General features: G+C 47.2%; 19 protein-coding genes. 9 read left to right on the top strand and 10 right to left on the bottom strand.

Annotated elements, in window-relative coordinates; all coding sequences use genetic code 11:
- Positions 1-21: 21 nt before the first annotated feature.
- The 8 genes from hflX to rplU all read right to left on the bottom strand — a co-directional run bounded on the left by hflX (position 22) and on the right by rplU (position 7,095).
- Positions 22-1,155: a GTPase HflX gene (gene hflX, locus ABF86_RS00450; protein WP_074455972.1), complete on the bottom strand. Its 1,134-nt coding sequence runs from the start codon at positions 1,153-1,155 to the stop codon at positions 22-24.
- A 1-nt stretch (position 1,156) separates the two neighbouring features.
- The gene (gene hfq, locus ABF86_RS00445) at positions 1,157-1,399 is read right to left on the bottom strand and encodes an RNA chaperone Hfq (RefSeq protein ID WP_160803393.1); all 243 of its coding nucleotides are present in this window, start codon (positions 1,397-1,399) and stop codon (positions 1,157-1,159) included.
- Positions 1,400-1,755: 356 nt separating this feature from the next.
- On the bottom strand, positions 1,756-3,072 hold the full coding sequence (gene phoR, locus ABF86_RS00440; RefSeq protein WP_074455971.1) for a phosphate regulon sensor histidine kinase PhoR: 1,317 nt from the start codon (positions 3,070-3,072) through the stop codon (positions 1,756-1,758).
- A 96-nt stretch (positions 3,073-3,168) separates the two neighbouring features.
- Entirely contained in the window at positions 3,169-4,170 is a 1,002-nt protein-coding gene (locus ABF86_RS00435; protein ID WP_074455970.1) for a hydrolase, read from the bottom strand.
- A 50-nt stretch (positions 4,171-4,220) separates the two neighbouring features.
- Positions 4,221-5,342: a glutamate 5-kinase gene (proB, locus tag ABF86_RS00430; protein ID WP_074455991.1), complete on the bottom strand. Its 1,122-nt coding sequence runs from the start codon at positions 5,340-5,342 to the stop codon at positions 4,221-4,223.
- Positions 5,343-5,347: 5 nt separating this feature from the next.
- Positions 5,348-6,379, bottom strand: coding sequence for an Obg family GTPase CgtA (cgtA, locus tag ABF86_RS00425; RefSeq protein WP_011634041.1), 1,032 nt, complete (start codon positions 6,377-6,379; stop codon positions 5,348-5,350).
- A gap of 134 nt (positions 6,380-6,513) precedes the next feature.
- Positions 6,514-6,771 carry a 50S ribosomal protein L27 gene (gene rpmA / locus ABF86_RS00420; protein WP_011634040.1) on the bottom strand — a complete coding sequence of 86 codons (258 nt, stop codon included), beginning with the start codon at positions 6,769-6,771 and terminating at the stop codon, positions 6,514-6,516.
- Positions 6,772-6,783: 12 nt separating this feature from the next.
- Positions 6,784-7,095, bottom strand: coding sequence for a 50S ribosomal protein L21 (gene rplU / locus ABF86_RS00415; protein WP_011634039.1), 312 nt, complete (start codon positions 7,093-7,095; stop codon positions 6,784-6,786).
- A gap of 198 nt (positions 7,096-7,293) precedes the next feature.
- Here rplU and gshA point away from each other — a divergent pair, with 198 nt between their 5' ends.
- Positions 7,294-8,604 (top strand): glutamate--cysteine ligase, encoded by a 1,311-nt coding sequence (gene gshA / locus ABF86_RS00410; protein WP_011634038.1) that lies wholly within the window; start codon positions 7,294-7,296, stop codon positions 8,602-8,604.
- A complete protein-coding gene (gene gshB / locus ABF86_RS00405; RefSeq protein ID WP_011634037.1) occupies positions 8,601-9,551 on the top strand; it encodes a glutathione synthase in 951 nt (316 codons plus the stop codon). The genes gshA and gshB overlap by 4 nt, the downstream gene beginning before the upstream one ends.
- A 63-nt stretch (positions 9,552-9,614) precedes the next feature.
- Here the strand turns inward: gshB and ABF86_RS00400 are convergent, their stop codons facing one another.
- A complete protein-coding gene (locus ABF86_RS00400) occupies positions 9,615-9,890 on the bottom strand; it encodes a hypothetical protein (protein WP_011634036.1) in 276 nt (91 codons plus the stop codon).
- Between the two features lie 429 nt (positions 9,891-10,319).
- On the opposite strand from ABF86_RS00400, the gene ABF86_RS00395 reads away from it, so the two are divergent.
- The 4 genes from ABF86_RS00395 (at position 10,320) to ABF86_RS00380 (ending at position 13,485) form a co-directional block, all read left to right on the top strand.
- Complete coding sequence (locus tag ABF86_RS00395; RefSeq protein ID WP_011634035.1) at positions 10,320-10,790, top strand: isoprenylcysteine carboxylmethyltransferase family protein; 471 nt, start codon at positions 10,320-10,322, stop codon at positions 10,788-10,790.
- Between the two features lie 356 nt (positions 10,791-11,146).
- Positions 11,147-12,589, top strand: coding sequence for a flagellar filament capping protein FliD (gene fliD / locus ABF86_RS00390; RefSeq protein WP_011634034.1), 1,443 nt, complete (start codon positions 11,147-11,149; stop codon positions 12,587-12,589).
- Between the two features lie 57 nt (positions 12,590-12,646).
- A complete protein-coding gene (fliS, locus tag ABF86_RS00385) occupies positions 12,647-13,117 on the top strand; it encodes a flagellar export chaperone FliS (protein WP_011634033.1) in 471 nt (156 codons plus the stop codon).
- Entirely contained in the window at positions 13,114-13,485 is a 372-nt protein-coding gene (locus ABF86_RS00380) for a flagellar protein FliT (RefSeq protein ID WP_011634032.1), read from the top strand. Before fliS ends, ABF86_RS00380 begins: the two co-directional genes overlap by 4 nt.
- Positions 13,486-13,851: 366 nt before the next feature.
- On the opposite strand, the gene ABF86_RS00375 is transcribed toward ABF86_RS00380, so the two are convergent.
- A complete protein-coding gene (locus tag ABF86_RS00375) occupies positions 13,852-14,541 on the bottom strand; it encodes a Spy/CpxP family protein refolding chaperone (protein ID WP_074685003.1) in 690 nt (229 codons plus the stop codon).
- A 158-nt stretch (positions 14,542-14,699) separates the two neighbouring features.
- On the opposite strand from ABF86_RS00375, the gene ligA reads away from it, so the two are divergent.
- The 3 genes from ligA (at position 14,700) to def (ending at position 18,142) form a co-directional block, all read left to right on the top strand.
- Positions 14,700-16,769 (top strand): NAD-dependent DNA ligase LigA, encoded by a 2,070-nt coding sequence (gene ligA / locus ABF86_RS00370; RefSeq protein WP_074685004.1) that lies wholly within the window; start codon positions 14,700-14,702, stop codon positions 16,767-16,769.
- 103 nt (positions 16,770-16,872) lie between these two features.
- Entirely contained in the window at positions 16,873-17,619 is a 747-nt protein-coding gene (locus tag ABF86_RS00365; protein WP_074685005.1) for an S-methyl-5'-thioinosine phosphorylase, read from the top strand.
- Entirely contained in the window at positions 17,612-18,142 is a 531-nt protein-coding gene (gene def / locus ABF86_RS00360) for a peptide deformylase (RefSeq protein WP_011634028.1), read from the top strand. The genes ABF86_RS00365 and def overlap by 8 nt, the downstream gene beginning before the upstream one ends.

Here is an 18,142-nt window from a genome sequence, read left to right as displayed (position 1 = left end):
CACGGACATTGTCGTTCATGCTTACGGATGTTGCTGAATGCTGCTTAATTTATTCAAGTTTTGATCAAACGCTTCTACCAGCGCTTCATAGAGATAACCAAAACCTGCTCCCGTCCTTGCACTGAGATGAATTCTTGCGATTCTACCATACTCATCGCGCATGTAATTTTCTGACGAACCCTGCTCAATGAGGTCGATTTTATTCAAAATCAGGATTTGCGGTATAGTATCTGCCCCAATTTCCTGCAATAATTTATTAACCTCACTGATTTGCACATCCCGATTGGAACTGGATACATCAACCACATGCAAAAGCAGGTCGGCCTGTATGGTTTCTTCCAGTGTGGCACGGAACGCGGCGACAAGCGTATGCGGCAAATCCCGAATAAAACCAACTGTATCAGAAATTACGATCAAACCACGTTCTGGAAGAAAAAGTCTCCTGGTAGTCGTATCCAACGTAGCAAACAACTTGTCTGCAGCATATGCATCCGACCGAACAAGCCGGTTGAACAAAGTTGACTTGCCAGCATTGGTATAACCCACAATGGAAACGGACATGATTTCAGAGCGTTTTCTCGCGCGCCGTTGCACATCTCGTTGCTGTTTAAGTTTAGCCAGCTTCTCCTTCAGGAATTTTACGCGCTTTGCTAGCAAGCGTCGGTCAGTTTCCAGCTGGGTCTCCCCGGGGCCACGCAGACCAATTCCACCTTTTTGGCGCTCCAGATGTGTCCATCCTCTCACCAGTCGTGTGGAAAGGTACTCCAGCTGAGCCAGTTCAACCTGTAGTTTACCTTCGTGGCTTTTGGCACGCTGTGCAAAAATATCCAGAATCAGACTGGTACGATCTATGACGCGACAGGCCAGTGTTGTGGAAAGATTTCTTTGCTGTATTGGAGACAGCTCGTGGTTGAATATCACCATTGCAGCTTGTGTTTGCACCACTATCTGGCTGATTTCCTCCACCTTGCCTTTTCCGATGAAAGTAGCAGGATCGGGCTGCTTTCGTGTTCCTTCGACCACCGCAACTATGGACAGTTGATCACTGTAAGCAAGCTCTTTCAGCTCATCCAGACTTTCCTTGTCATTTTTGCCAAAATTGATATCTACTAATATTGCGGTATTATCCGCTGCCGTTCCGATGTCATGATTCATCTTACTCGGGCAGTGTTTCAGCTGGCACCGGAATTGAAACTGCCTTACCTGGTACTATAATAGAAATAGCATGTTTATAAACCATCTGTGTAACAGAATTTCTCAATAAAACCACGTACTGATCAAAGGAATCAATATGTCCCTGCAACTTGATACCGTTGACCAGGTAGATGGAGACTGGAATATGTTCCTTACGCAAAACATTCAAAAATGGATCTTGCAATAACTGTCCTTTAACGCCCACTGTTTACCCTCCCTGGTTGAATTTCTAGTTATTTGGTTAAAGTAAGTACCCTCATGGGTAAACTGACTGGTTCTGGCAGTGTTTTTGCCAAGATCCTAAACCTGCCGCATCATCAGATCAACAAAAAAATTAGAATGCATAAAAATTCATCTTGTGGGTATTGACGCTGTCAAAATATGATGCGAAAAACCATAAGTCTAACACGGCTATAATGGTACTCGTGTAGCACTGTTTTTATGTTTTATCCAAAAAAGGAGTTTAAGGAGTGGAATAAAAACAACAGCGAGCTAATATCAGACGACATGGAACGTCGAACAAGTCCCTGACCAGAAAAGCTTACTCTACACACCCAGATATTACTCAGTCACATTTTCAGCAGGCAATACTCGGCTTTCAGGGAACCACATCCTAAAAATACTGCCTGCCCCAGGCTGACTGGTAATTTCCATACTCGCCTGATGGCGGTTCAGAACATGCTTGACGATAGCAAGTCCGAGACCGGTGCCACCGGTTTCGCGAGAACGACTGCGATCCACCCGATAAAAACGTTCTGTCAACCGGGGAATATGATTCGGCTCAATGCCTATCCCGCTGTCCTGAACGTAAAACAATCCTTTCCCATTTTCCACCGTCCAGTTCAGGGAAATCACCCCATTTTCAGGGGTGTACCGCACAGCATTACTGATGAGGTTTTCAAATGCGCTGCGCAGCTCATCTTCACTGCCAAGCAGCATGGCATGGCTGGCAAGATCAAGGGAAATAGTATGGCGGCCAGCGCTTAATGATTGGGCTTCCTGATAAAGTCCCTGTAACAGCTTAACGATATCTACCTTTTCTTCAGCCAGATTATTTCCGGCATTCTCCAGTCGGGATAGCGTCAGCAAATCCTCTACCAGACGGCGCATGCGGGTAGCCTGGTCAAACATCAGTCGCAGTGCATTTTTCTCCATGTCACCGGATACCTTGTTTTCTTCCAGCAGCGTTTCAAGAAACCCTCCAATTACTGTCAAGGGTGTACGCAATTCATGCGAGACATTCGCGACAAAATCACGCCGCATAATTTCAAGTTTTTCAAAACGTGTTACATCCCGGCTGATCAGTAATTTTTCCCTGTCACCATAAGGCACTATCTGAATAGAAAGCAGCGTATCGCGAAAACGTGTCTGATTGAGTAGAAAAGGCTTGCTGAAATCTCCCGCATCAAGATAAGCCACAAATCGTACCTGACGTACCATGCGAGTAATATGCTGGCCGGCATCCATCCCAAGATTGAGGCCCAGGTGCAACTCGGCAGACGAATTGCACCACTCGATCTGATCTTTGTCGCCCAGGATGACAATTCCTTCCGGTAAAGCAGATGTCGCGCGCTGCAGTCGCTCCAGCGAGAGATTCAGTCCCAGGCGTTCCTTATCGCTACGCCTGACGAAACGTGCCAATCTGGCAAAAACGACTCCCCACAAACCAGATCTATCGGGCACTGTCGAATAGGAATAATCCGAGTGGCGTAACCATTGATCCAGGCAATATAATGTATAAAGATGATAAATAACAATCCCGAGCAGGATGACGCTGTACAGACCCAGTACGATTGCTGTATCAAATATCATCCCCGTCAATGCAGCAATAATAGTCAGCCATAAAATGGGAGCAAGACTGAGCCAAAAGGTATTCACGTAATTATGAGCAGTGACAGGATTGATTTTTCAGTACAGCTCCAGCAGTATCCGTTTTTCCAACTTCAGCCTTCACCTTGGAATATTATCCGGATCTTATACAAGCGAGAAGAAATTTACGATGCGCTGCGGCAGCCAATCCAGTTTCCCCGGAAAAGCACCATACATAAAGCCAACATGCCCTCCTTGCCGCGGAAACTCCAGTGAAACGAAAGATGATACTTCAGATTTCTGTGGTAGCACACTTTCAGGCAGAAAAGGATCATTGCGCGCATTGATCAGCAATGTTGGCACACGAACAGATCCAAGCCACGGCTTGCTGCTGGATTGGCGCCAGTAATCATCCGTATCCCGAAAACCATGCAACGGTGCTGTAACCAGGTTATCAAACTCATACAATGAATTGCAGGCCGCAACTGCCCTGGCATCCAGCAACCCAGGAAACTGTTTATTTTTTCTCAACGCCTTGCGTTTAAGGGTGATAAGAAAATGACGGGTATAAACCCGGTTAAAACCGAAATCGAGCACCTTTCCAGCTACTGCCAAGTCAAGCGGAACGGAAACTGCAACGGCACCTGCAATCAATCTGGCTGCCTGGGTACCTTGCTCACCCAGCCATTTCAACAGCGCATTACCACCAAGCGATATGCCGACAACATAACAGGTAGTATTTTGTTTGTGCGAATCGTTCTGCTGCGTCACATAGCGCAACATACGATCAATATCTTGCGAATCACCCGCATGGTAAGCACGCGGCAAACGATTGGGGGATCCAGAACAACCACGAAAATGAATAACAACACCACGCCAGCGCAATGTTTTTAAGAATCGCATGATACTCAACGCATAATGGCTTTGTGAACTGCCCTCCAAACCATGAAACAGAACTACCAACGGTTTATCCGGCTCCCCCTCCAGCCAGTCAATATCAATAAAATCTCCATCATCCATCTCCCAGCGCTCACGCTGGTAACGAATTGTCGGATTCAGATTAACGAAATAAGGAAAAATGGTCTGCGCGTTTCCTCCGGGAAGCCATCCGGGGGCATGATAAGACTGAAGTAACCGGGATCCGGGCAAAGAGAAATGGGTAGTCATTATAAATAGTATTAAACCTTCTAAACAGGTAAATCCAGCAGATCAAGCCATTACAGAATAACCAGATTATCTCTGTGAACAAGTTCATATTCACCTACATAACCCAGTACAGCTTCGATCTGGCTGGAGGGGCGACGCATGATCTTGTGTGATTCACGTGCGCTGTAATTGGCCAGGCCACGGGCAATTTCGCGGCCACTGGTATTCAGGCAAGATATGGCCTCACCTCGTTCAAAATTTCCTCTCACCTCCACCACACCGATAGGCAGCAGGCTTTTGCCTCCAGACAGCAATGCTCTGCTGGCGCCATCATCTAATACTACGCTACCCCGCACCTGAAGATGATCGGCCAACCATAACTTACGCGCAACCTTCACCGGCATATCGGCCAGCAGACTGGTTCCAATTGCCTCTCCATTCGCCAGGCGAACCAGCACATTTTCCACCCTGCCTGATGCAATCACTGTATGAGCCCCACTGCGAGCAGCCCGTCTGGCCGCCATCACTTTACTCTGCATGCCACCACGACCGATACCACTGCTCGTTCCGCCAGCCATGGTCTCGATATGCGGATCACTGACACTGATCTCGGAAATCAGTGTTGCATCGGCATGCTTACGTGGATCCCCCGTAAACAGACCCTCCTGATCAGTCAGGATAACCAGCACCTCAGCTTCAATCAAATTGGCAACCAGTGCCGCCAGATTATCATTGTCACCGAACCGGATTTCATCAGAAACCACCGTATCGTTCTCGTTGATAATTGGAACAATATCCAGGTTCAACAATGTGAGAATCGTCGAACGGGCATTCAGATAGCGTTTACGACTCGATAAATCATCATGAGTCAGCAAAATCTGGGCAGTCAGCAATTTATATTCACTGAAACAATCTGCATAGGCCTGGGCAAGGTCCATCTGACCGACTGCCGCTGCCGCCTGCAGCTCGTAGAGCGCGGCGGGGCGCGTTTTCCAGCCCAGGCGCTGCATACCTTCAGCAACCGCTCCGGAGGAAACCAGCACGACTTCCTTGCCCATTTTTTTGAGTCGGGAAATTTGTCCAGCCCAGCCTCCAAGCACCTGACGATCAAGGCCGCTTCCTTCGTTTGTCACCAGACTGCTGCCAACCTTTACAACAATCCGGCGTGCAGATTGCAGAATTGATCGTGTCATAAAAATCAAGTTTCTTCGGTAACAGGCTGTAGTTGCTCCAGATATCCCATAATGGCATAGGTCAGCGCCTGGCACCCTCTCCCAGTTAGAGCAGAAATGGCAAACCAGCGATCTTCCCAGTCAAGCGCCTGCAGCAAATGCGTGCAAACAGCTTGCTGCTCATCCTCAGGCAGTAAATCTACCTTATTAAATATTAACCAGCGTGGTTTACGATAAAGCACTTCATCAAATTTGCGAAGCTCGTCTACTAGTGCCCTAGCTGATTGAACAGGATCAATATTCTCATCAAAAGGAGCCACATCAATAATATGCAGCAATAAATGAGTGCGGCTGAGGTGTTTAAGAAAACGGTGTCCGAGACCGGCCCCTTCCGCAGCACCTTCAATCAAGCCAGGAATATCCGCCATTATAAAACTGCGCCCGGCATCGACCCGCACCACCCCTAAATTGGGATAAAGCGTAGTAAACGGGTAATCAGCCACTTTCGGCCGCGCTGCAGAAACGGCACGGATCAAGGTTGATTTACCGGCATTCGGTAATCCAAGCAATCCTACATCAGCCAGCACCCTAAGCTCCAGCTTGAGTTCAAACTGTTCTCCTGCCTCACCATGAGTAAATTGCCGGGGGGCACGGTTAGTGCTGGATTTGAAATGGAGATTACCCAACCCTCCTTTACCGCCTTTGGCCAGCAGCACTTTCTGCTGATTTTGCTTGAGATCTGCCACAAGCTCGCCTGTCATATAGTCGGTTATGATTGTACCTACCGGCATACGCAATACAATATCTTCTGCTCCTTTGCCATAACAATCAGAGCCACGTCCGTTTTCTCCTCGTTTTGCGCGAAAAACTGGCGTAAAACGGTAATCGATCAATGTATTGAGGTTGTGATCCGCCAATGCATAGATACTGCCGCCACGGCCCCCATCTCCTCCATCCGGTCCACCTTTGGGAATAAACTTTTCACGGCGAAAGCTGGCAACACCGTTGCCGCCATCTCCTGCAAAGACCTGTATTTTTACTTCATCTATATATTTCATGAGTGCTCCGCAGCAACTATTTCGATTGCGATTGCAGACGGAAAAATTTATCCTGGTAAAAACTATACAAAATAAAAAGCCCCATTCAAGCAATGGGGCTTTTTTCCAGCTATCCGGTCCGATCAATCGGATCATCAGGAAGGAATAACTGCAACTGTTCTCCGATTCAGTCGACCTCTGATGGTAAAAACAATTTTACCATCCACTTTAGCAAACAGAGTGTGATCACGTCCGATTCCTACGTTATCACCCGGGTGGAACTGAGTACCACGCTGACGCACGATGATTCCACCCGCCCTGATCACTTCACCACCGTAGCGCTTCACACCCAGTCTCTTGGAATGAGAATCACGCCCGTTCCTGGAGCTTCCGCCCGCTTTTTTATGTGCCATGAATTAATCTCCTTATGCAGAAATACCTGTTATTTGGATCTCAGTGTAATTCTGACGATGTCCCTGTTGTTTCCGATAATGTTTGCGACGGCGCATTTTGAATATACGTATTTTGTCATGTCGCCCGTGGCTGATTACTGTTGCGCTAACTTTTGCCTGATCAAGTAACGGCGCACCCGTAGAAACAATTTCTCCATCTGCAACCATCAGCACCTGATCCAGCTGAATATCACTTCCTACTTCCACGGGCAGTGTTTCCACTTTCAATTTATTCCCGATCTGAACTCGGTACTGTTTACCACCTGTCTTGATTACTGCGTACATATTCCATCTCCCGTCCTAGAACCGCGCATTATAATAACATACGTGGATTTTGTGTAATAAATTCAATCGTGCCACGACATACAACATTTAAAATATGCACTCTTTCAAGTGTGCTTATTGCCTTTTTTATAGACAGAATCTGCCCATTCAGGTGCGGTGTTATAATCAGCCGGTTTATTTCCAAGTAATGGATCTCTCATGCCGGTACCCCATCTCACCAATACCCTGAATGCACCCACCTTTGATCTGGAAAAACGTATTCTGACAGCCAAGCCAACTATCGAACACTGGTTTCGCAAACAATGGCAACTCCATACCGTGCCTTTTTATTGTTCGGTAGATCTGCGCAACAGCGGTTTCAAACTGGCACCGGTTGATACCAACTTGTTTCCTGGTGGATTCAACAACCTTAATCCGACTTTCATCCCGCTATGCATTCAGGCGATGATGAATGCCGTCGAAAAAATCTGCCCGGACGCACATAATGTTTTGCTGATTCCAGAAAATCACACCCGCAATATTTTCTATCTGCAAAATATTGCCATGTTGCAGTCCATCATGCAGCAGGCTGGTATGAATATCCGCATCGGCTCACTATTGCCAGGAATTGATCATCCTGTATCCGTACCACTACCTGGCGGTGAGCCTTTGTTACTGGAGCCAGTACAGCGCAAGGGGAACAAACTGTTTGTTCAGGATTTTGACCCTTGTGCCATACTTCTGAATAACGATCTATCCAGCGGAGTACCTGAAATCCTGCAAAATCTGGATCAGACAATTATCCCACCTCTCCACGCAGGCTGGGCCACTCGCCGTAAATCCTGGCATTTCAGCGCCTACGACAACGTAGCACAGGATTTCGCAGAGCTGATTGATATTGATCCCTGGCTTATTAACCCGTATTTTACCGCTTGCGGAAAAGTTGATTTTCAAGAAAAAGAGGGACTGGATTGTGTCGCTGCAGCCGTAGATGAAATTCTGAACCAGATCAGGGAAAAATACACACAATATGGAATCAGTGAAGAGCCGTTTGTTATCGTCAAGGCTGATTCAGGCACTTACGGCATGGGAATCATGAGTATCAAAGATGGTACTGAAGTCTACAAACTTAACCGCAAACAGCGCAACAAAATGACGACAATCAAGGAGGGGCTGGTTGTGAAAAACGTACTGGTGCAAGAAGGAGTGCATACATTTGAGAACATTCACCAGGCCGTAGCGGAGCCCGTTATCTACATGATTGATCATCACGTAGTGGGAGGATTCTACCGGGTCCATACCAGTCGGGGTGTTAATGAAAACCTGAATGCACCAGGCATGCATTTTGTACCATTGGCATTTGATACCACCTGTATGCAGACCGATCCCTCCGCTCCTCCGGATGCAATCCCTAATCGTTTTTATACCTATGGTGTAATCGCCAGGCTGGCACTACTTGCCTCTGCCATCGAGCTGGAACGGTATATTCAAACCCCATTGTCCACACTGGCAATGGCCGAAACCCGATGAAACTGGCTTTTATTCTAGACCCGCTCGACAGTATCAAAATTGGCAAGGATTCAAGCTATGCCATGATGTGTGAAGCGGCGTCCCGTCACCATCAGCTGTATACCTTGCAACAAAGTGGCTTGGCCTGGAAAAATCACCAGGTAATTGGTTTCGCACGATCACTGACACTCATCGATCCTCCGGATAACCCCCATCGCTGGTATGAGGAAGGCGTTATAGAAGAAATTCCACTGACCGAATTTGATGCCGTGCTCATGCGCAAGGATCCTCCCTTCGACACCGAGTATATCTACAGCACCTATCTACTCGAACTGGCTGAACGTCAGGGTGCTTACGTTGTGAACAGCCCACGGGGCATTCGTGATCACAATGAGAAACTGGCAATCACAGAATTTCCACAATTTATACCCTCTTCACTGGTAACCAGCCAGGAACAGCTGATTCTCCAGTTTCTTGCCGAACATAAGGATATTATCCTGAAACCACTGGATGGCATGGGAGGTGCTGGTATTTTTCGCATGCAGAACACCGACCATAATATTGGCGTCATCATCGAAACGCTAACACGTTATGGCACTCGTACTATCATGGCACAACGCTTTCTACCGGAAATCCGCGAAGGAGACAAACGTATATTGCTAATTGCTGGAAAACCTGTCGATTATGCACTCGCACGCATCCCCAAACCGGGAGAAACGCGTGGCAATCTGGCGGTTGGTGGCACCGGTAAAGTACAACCGCTGTCAGCACGTGACAGGAAAATTTCTGAAGAACTCGGACAAATCCTTTATGCTCGCGGCTTGATGCTGATAGGCTTGGATGTCATCGGCAACCATCTAACGGAAATAAATGTCACCAGTCCAACCGGTATGCGGGAAATCTCTGATCAAACAGGAATAAATGTTGCAGGGCTAATGATTGATGCGCTGGAACAAAATATTCATTGAAATACTAAAGAAGTGGCTAAAAAAGGCCTGATTAACAGGCCTTTTTTATGTAAACAAAACGGATCAATAACCGCCTTTCCAGGCGTCACCCGATTTTTCTCTCGCTTGCTGAACAACCGCTACAGCATCGCCACATTTTACTCTGACGATTTTTCCATTTTCAACATCGGTATGGCTTTTCACGACATCAGTTGGTTTTTTATCTTTGCAAGCCAGATAATTCAACAGATCCTTAGCACTGATCGGTGCTAAGGAAGACTCCAAGTTACCACTTGCAAACGTTGCTGTGGAACCCAGTACAAAAATTGAAACGAAAGCTGCGACGATCACCTTGTTCATTTGCACTCCTCTTCAAATTTCCTAAAACAAATCTCTTACCTGATAACCTTTCAGGCCTCCCTGCGATCCGCCCCCTGATCAGTATTTCCCGGCCTGAAAAACCGGTTCAAATCATCGGCACAGATCACCAGCCGACACTTCATCCCTCTCATCGGCTATGGTTAATACAAACCGGCTACATTCTATCAAGTAATTCATTACTGTTGCATCTAAAAACGAACGGCTTGCTGTTTTTCCCTTACTCGCCATCCGCAACAAAAAAGAAAATGTGGTCGAGCAGTTTGTCGTCCATCATCCTTAAAGTACAACATAAAGCTACTTCTTTCGTTTTGCACATTTTTTTGCATCAGGTATGCTGCCATATACTGAAGACGCCGATTTAATTCGAATCCTGAATCTTCTCCATCCTGACAAACTGACTGAATCATCATGGATCACAACATTCATCGTCCACGCACATTAATTCTCCCGCCCGTACCCTACGCTGCAGCCATACTCGCCGGCTGGTGGATCGATCGTAACATTCAAGCACTCCACTGGGGCTGGAGTACGGCAACTCAACCACTCGGTTGGCTGGGCATAATCGCTGGATTGGCGCTGCTTACATGGACAGCCATCACACTCTGGCGCTATCGAACTACCGTCAACCCCTATAAAGCAGCCTCCAGCCTGTGCACTACCGGGCCATTCCGTTACAGCCGCAACCCGATTTATCTCGGCGACTGGTTAATTTTCATCGGCACCTCAATACTACTGTCAACCTGGTGGCCTCTATTCTTCGCACCGCTGATCTGGGCAATGTTACGCTACGGCGTCATCCGCCATGAAGAAGCGCACCTCGAAGCCAGATTCGGAGATGCCTATCGGGACTACAAAACCAGAGTACGACGCTGGCTCTAAGGTACCCTTAAAGCATATCTCCACCTCGACAAACTACACCCTTCCGGCTCACTTTTACACAAACACCTACTTCATCCTCACCCGCTGTACATAAAATCCCTGATATTGCGAACGTAAACGGCGCGAAGTAATCCAGAAACGATATTAACAGAATGTGTAAAGTCGCTTTCGTTCTTGCCGATATGGTGTCTCAGCGTCGCCACAGCTTAATTAACGATCTTGTGAACACAACAAGTGCACGGAGAAAAAAGCGCTGTCTTTACGAGATGACGCACTAAAGTAATCCAAAGGCAACAGGAAAATTGGCAATGGTAAAAATTGACGAAATAACACAGATCACACCAAGGGTATAGATTATGCTTTCATCACCAGGAATTGGTTCGGGGCTAGATATCAGTGGGATTATCAGCAAATTGATGCAGGTTGAACAGCGCCCGCTCACTCAGCTTAATACTAAGGAAGCCAAACAACAGGCACAGCTTTCTGCCTTTGGTAGTCTAAAAAGTGCCTTATCGTCGTTTCAAGAAAGTGTAAAGGCGCTGGCAAAACCCGCATTATTCACCGGCTTTAAGGCCACATTGACAGATACGACAGTGGCCACAGTAAGTACATCTGCCAAAGTAGCAGCAGGTGTGCACGAAATTGAAGTGCAATCACTGGCGCAGGCGCAAAAAATCAAATCAGAAGCTTTTGTCACGACAGATACGATAATCGGTAACGGTACGCTGACTATTGCATTCGGCACCTATAACGAAGACGATACGTTTACCGCCAATACAGAGAAGGCTGCTAAAACTATTACGATTGATCCAGCCAAATCCACACTAAGTGATATTCGCAACACGATCAATGAAGCAAATACCGGAGTAACGGCAAGCATCGTTAACGATGGCAACGGGAACCGACTGGTAATTGCTTCCAGAGATACCGGATTAACCAATGCACTGAAAATTACGGTAGACGATGCAGATGGCAATCACACCAATAACACCGGGTTATCAAAGCTGGCGTTTGATGCGTCATCTACTGGTGGCGTTACCAACATGGCCGAGGCGGTACCAGCAAAAAATGCGAAAATGAAGATTGATGGCATAGCGGTGGAAAAATCTTCCAACACTATTAATGATGCACTGGAAGGCGTAACGTTCAATCTGCTCAAGGCCAATCCAGGCACAAACATGACACTGACAGTGGAGCAGGATAAGGCCAGTGTAGAAACAGCGGTAAAGGCGTTTGTCACAGCATACAACGAACTGGAGAAAAGCATTGGTAATCTCTCTCGTTACGATACCGCCAACAAACAGGCCTCAGTATTAACCGGGGACTCCACTGTGAGAATGGTGCAAAACAGGGTACGAGCCATGCTGACCGGCAACCAATCAGCTGTCGGGGGAATCAATTCACTATCCGAACTAGGTATCAGCTTCCAAAAAGATGGCACATTAAAACTGGACAACGGCAAACTGAGCGCAGTATTGGTTGATCCGGACAAGAACGTGGCTGCATTTTTTTCCACACAGACAATGGAAGGAACAGAAGGTTTTGCTACCCAGCTGGATCAGCTGCTCGATGGCATGGCAAGAAGCGATGGCCTGATCAACAACCGCATGGACGGCATTAACAGCACAATCAAAGGCATCGGCAGACAGCGCGAGGCACTGGAACATCGTCTGGGGGAAGTAGAAAAACGCCTGCGAGCGCAATTCACCGCGCTGGATTCGATGGTTGCCAGCATGACTCAGACCAACAATTACCTGCAGCAGCAATTGGCAAATTTGCCCAAGATTGGCGACAAATAATCGCGCCAGATAACGATCATTAACCAATATTCTCATTTCGAAAAGGAGAAAACGATCATGTTCATTGAATCACCTGGCCGAGCGATCAAGAACTATCAGAGTGTCGGAGTTGAATCCGGCGTGGCATCTGCCGATCCACACAAGCTGATCGTGATGTTGTTTGAAGGCGCACGGCAGGCGTTAGATTGCGGCCGACTATACATGCAGCAACATAGAATTGCTGCCAAAGGGGAGATGATCTCCAAGGCGATTATGATTATCGATCACGGCCTGAAAGCCAGCCTGGACAAAACAGCAGGCGGAGAACTGGCCACGCGGCTCGATCAGCTCTACGACTACATGACCACCCGACTGCTTACCGCCAACCTTCAGAATGATCCGGCCATCATCGAAGAAGTCAGCCAGCTGCTGGGCGAATTGCAAGAAGCCTGGGCTTCCATTGAAAAGCAACCTGTAGGCAAAATAGATACAAAAGTAGCTGTCAACACGATGATTGAACAAACAGTTGAAACAGGTGCAACTATATGAATCTCAACAACTCATCCAAACCTCCACCGGATGACAGCAACGACGGTATGCAAATGATCACCGCGTATGAAGCAATCCTGACAATCACCAACCAGATGCTGCAAGCAGCAAAAAACAGCGACTGGGATAAACTGGTGGCACTGGAGCACGATTGTAAGTACCTGACCAATCGACTGATGGAACAGCACACCCGGCAGCCATTAAGTGAAACTCAACAGAAAAAAAAAATTGACCTTATCCAGCAGATACTCGCTCGTGATGCTGAAATCCGCACCATCACCGAACCTCGAATGACACACCTGCAAAATATGCTGACCAACCACGACCACAAACGAAAACTGGGACAGACTTACCAGACAGATACATAATGATATTCTGGATCACCACGTACATTTGGCTAAACAACAGATCCTTACGAAACAAGGACTCTATGGTCGAAAGCAGAAATAACAGGCAATAAGTGGAGAAGACGAGCCTGTAAAGCTTTTTGTGTAAACACCTTTGCCGGTTAATTACAGATGACCATTCAGTCAGTTACCAGATTCGATCATAACGCGGTTTATGGCAGGCTTCCAATCCCGAATGGGCGCATGGGGCTGAAATGAATACGGCTGACTGAAGAATATCCGTTTTATCGGGATCCTTCAGCCAGCCATAAAGAGCCGTAGTCAGAACACAAAATTACTGCCAGCAGTATATCTTTACTACTGCCGACACCAGGTTGCTAGATCAGATCAATGATCATGCTCTGTCTTTATATCTTTCAATTTTTTGATCTGTTCAGGCGTCAATATGCTGCGAATAGCTTTTCGCTCTTCAATATGGTGGGCAACCATTTCATTGAAGCTATCAACAAGATCCTGCCCCAGTTTGCGTAAAGTTTCTTCATCAACGGCGGGTTGAGCAACCGCTTTACGGAAAGCTTTCATGCTTTCTTTCATTTTCTTTTTAAGATGATCATGCACTTTAGGATCTTCTTTCAGATGAATGCGTACGATTTTGCCAAGCTGTTCATCGGAAAGATCAAGTGCTTCCGCTTGCCTCACAACATTATGTGCATAGCTGTGATGATGGTGCTCATGATCGGCCTTGTCTCCTCGATCATATCCTTCCTTATCTTTACTCTTATCTTTTCCCTTGCACTTTCCCTTTTCTTGTTTCGCCTGATCTCCCTGATTATGGCCATCATGATCTGAATGGCCTGCATCACTTCCGCCTTTTTCTCTACCCTTTCCTTGTTCTTCCTGGGCCCTACCTTCTCCTTCCTTGCTCTGGTTTTGTTGAGCTTGTGCCAGGATAAGGGTAACTGCTTCTCCTCGTTGGATTAATGTTTCAGCAACCGGAGAAACAGCTGTTGCCGTGGTAGCGGGAATGGCAAATAAAGCGCCGATGAGGATTGATAATCCGGTCAATCTGATATTCATATTACTTCTCCTGTTGTAAATAAAATTACAAATATTTAGACAATCTGTCTTGCGCAAAGTTTATGAAAAAACCCGGAAACTCTCTCCGCGCAATCTATTTCTATTATCCTACAACCGGGATTTTCCTATTCTACTCCCCTCACATGGTAATTCTTGACATGGAATCCGAAAAAATAATTGAAGAACGCCTGAAAGCATTACGTTCAACCATTGCGTTGCATGACTTTCATTACTACGTGCAGGATGCGCCAATTATTCCAGATGCAGATTACGACAAGCTTTTTCGCACCTTGCAACAACTGGAACAGCAATATCCGCATCTGATCACACCGGATTCACCTACCCAGCGGGTGGGTGCTCCCCCGCTAAAAGTATTTGCTCGGCTCACTCACCAGACACCCATGTTGTCACTGACCAATGCTTTTACAGAAGATGAGGCCATTGCCTTTGATAAGCGCATTCGTGAAGCGCTGAATGTGGATCAGGTTAACTACGCAGTTGAACCCAAATTTGATGGACTGGCTGTCAGCCTGGTTTATACAAATGGAATATTGACAAACGGAGCCACCCGGGGAGATGGTTATACCGGGGAAGATATCACACTGAATCTGCGCACAATTCCATCCATACCCTTGCGCCTGCAGACAGCCACTGTCACTGATCAGTTCGAGGTACGTGGCGAAGTGGTTATGTTGAAAGCAGACTTTGAGCATCTCAATGAACAACAGCGAAACAAGGGGGAGAAGCTCTTTGCCAATCCACGTAATGCCGCTGCCGGCTCGCTACGTCAGTTGGATTCCAATATCACCGCTGCACGCAAACTGACTTTCTTTGCTTATGATGCCGTGCTCTCTCATAAAGATCAGCCGTTTTTTTCCAAACATAGCGAAATACTAGATTATCTTAAATCACAACAGTTTCTGGTGGCGCAGCAAAATGGTACGACAACGGGCGTGGCTGGACTATTAACCTATTACCATGAAATGGGTGCCTTACGCTTATCCCTTCCCTATGAAATTGACGGTGTGGTGTACAAAGTCGATAATCTGACGCAACAGGAAACACTTGGTTATGTCTCACGTGCTCCCCGTTTTGCTATTGCACATAAATTCCCGGCGCAAGAAGCCAGTACCGAATTATTGACAATCGAAATCCAGGTGGGAAGAACCGGTGCCCTGACGCCGGTTGCACGCCTGGCCCCGGTATTTGTGGGGGGAGTAACAGTTACCAATGCCACTCTGCACAACGAAGATGAAGTTCAACGCAAACAGATCATGATCGGCGATACCGTCATCGTGCGCCGGGCGGGCGATGTCATCCCGGAAGTGGTGGCGGTAATACCGGAACAGCGCCCTGCGCACGCCCAACCGTTCATCATGCCGGATCATTGCCCGGTATGCGGATCAAAAGCGGCACGTCTACCAGGTGAAGCAGTGACCCGCTGTACCGGAGGTTTATATTGTCCAGCTCAGCGTAAACAGGCAATCTGGCATTTTGCTTCCCGCCGTGCCCTTGATATTGATGGGTTGGGGGAAAAACTGATTGATCAATTAATTGACCGCGAACTGGTGCATACCCCTGCCGATCTGTATAAACTGAACATTGATACGCTCGCGGGCCTGGAACGCATGGCTGAAAAATCTGCACGCAACCTCGTTACCGCAATTGAACACAGCAAAAAAACTACGTTGCCGCGTTTTATTTATGCGCTGGGTATTCGTCATGTTGGTGAAGCGACTGCCAAGGCGCTTGCTAACCAGGCAAGCGATCTCGATCAGCTGATGACTCTGGATATTGAACAGTTACAACAAATCCCGGATGTCGGCCCGATAGTTGCGCAAAGTATTATAGATTTTTTTTCTGAAGCACATAACCGGGAAGTGATCAGACAACTGCTTGATAGCGGGTTGCAGTGGGAAATACCAAACCATGGCGTACAACAATCAGAACAAACCAATCCAGCTGTTTCCGGTAAAACCTTCGTTCTGACCGGAACTTTGCCAACCATGACGCGCGATCAGGCCAAAATCAAAATTGAACAACAAGGCGGCAAGGTAACCAGCAGCGTTTCATCTGCCACCAGTTATGTCGTTGCGGGATCAGATCCTGGCAGCAAGTACGCTAAAGCAATCGAGTTAGGCATTTCTGTACTGGATGAAGATCAGCTACTGTCACTGCTGCAAAATATCTCGACAGGTGCACAACACAGTAAGGTAATTGATCAATAACAATCTTCCTGATTGCAGTTATCTTCTCTTGCACGCGTATTACGCGTATGTAGCCAGTTATAATATAAATGTAAAAAAATAACTTATTACCATCAGGATCAATATGATTGCAATTATCGGCGGCAGACGTATGAACAAACTGGCCGGCCTAGAAGTTACCCATCGTCAGGTCATAAGGACCCCTTATGGAGAACCGTCCGGTTCATTGATTTTTGGCACGATCTGCGAGCACGAAGTTGTTTTTCTGTCCCGGCATGGCCATGGCATTACCATTCCGCCGCACATGGTCAACTATCGTGCCAACATCTGGGCACTGCATACCCAGCAAGTCAAAAAAATCATTGCTGTTACATCAGTTGGCGGTATCCGTAAAGATATGGAACCTGGAAAAATCGTCATTCCTGACCAGATTATTGATTATACCCATAGCCGGGAAGCTACTTTTCATGATCGATCTGACAAAGCCATCACCAATACGGATTTTACACAACCCTATTGCCCTATTGCACGCGACTGTCTCCTAAAGGCTGCACAGGATGCGGGTGAATCAGTTATTGATGGAGGTGTTTATGCTGCAACCGAGGGCCCCAGATTTGAAACAGCAGCAGAAATCAATCGTCTGGAACGTGATGGGGCAGATATAGTTGGGATGACGGGTATGCCGGAGGCAATTCTCACGCGGGAATTAGGTATTTCCTACGCGACCATTGCCGCCATTGCTAATCATGCAGCCGGACGCGGGGAAAGCAAACAAGCTATCCCGCTGCAAGCTGCTCACAAGGCACTGGAAGATGCAATGATGAATGTCAGAAATATATTGGAGCATCTGGTAAGGAATAACGATGATTAAACCCGTATTAAAAATGGGGGACCCACGCCTGTTACAGCCTGCGCAGAGAATTGAGCAATTTGACACACCTGTACTCAAAGAATTATTGCAGGACATGCAAGATACGATGGCTGCACTCAATGGCGCCGGTCTGGCTGCCCCGCAAATCGGCATAAGCTTGCAAGTAGTCATCTTCGGGATAGAACACTCTCCGCGCTATCCGGATGTTGAAAGTGTGCCATTTACCGTGCTGATCAACCCCATACTCACCCCATTGACCGAAGAACAGGAAGAAGACTGGGAGGGTTGTCTGAGTATTCCGGGCATGCGCGGACTGGTTCCCCGCTACACTCACTTACGCTATCAGGGGGTGGATGAAACCGCTACTCCCATCGACAGAACAGTCGCCGGGTTTCATGCGCGCGTGGTACAGCATGAATGTGACCACCTGAATGGGATACTCTATCCTATGCGAATCAATGATCTGCGAAAATTCGGTTATACCGATACACTATTCCCAGGCCAGACAATCGCAGAAGACTGA

The organism is Nitrosomonas sp. GH22, from assembly GCF_009833115.1.
Lineage (GTDB): Bacteria > Pseudomonadota > Gammaproteobacteria > Burkholderiales > Nitrosomonadaceae > Nitrosomonas > Nitrosomonas eutropha.
The sequence above is the reverse complement of the archived record's forward strand: the minus strand, read 5'-3'. Positions and strand labels throughout refer to the sequence as shown.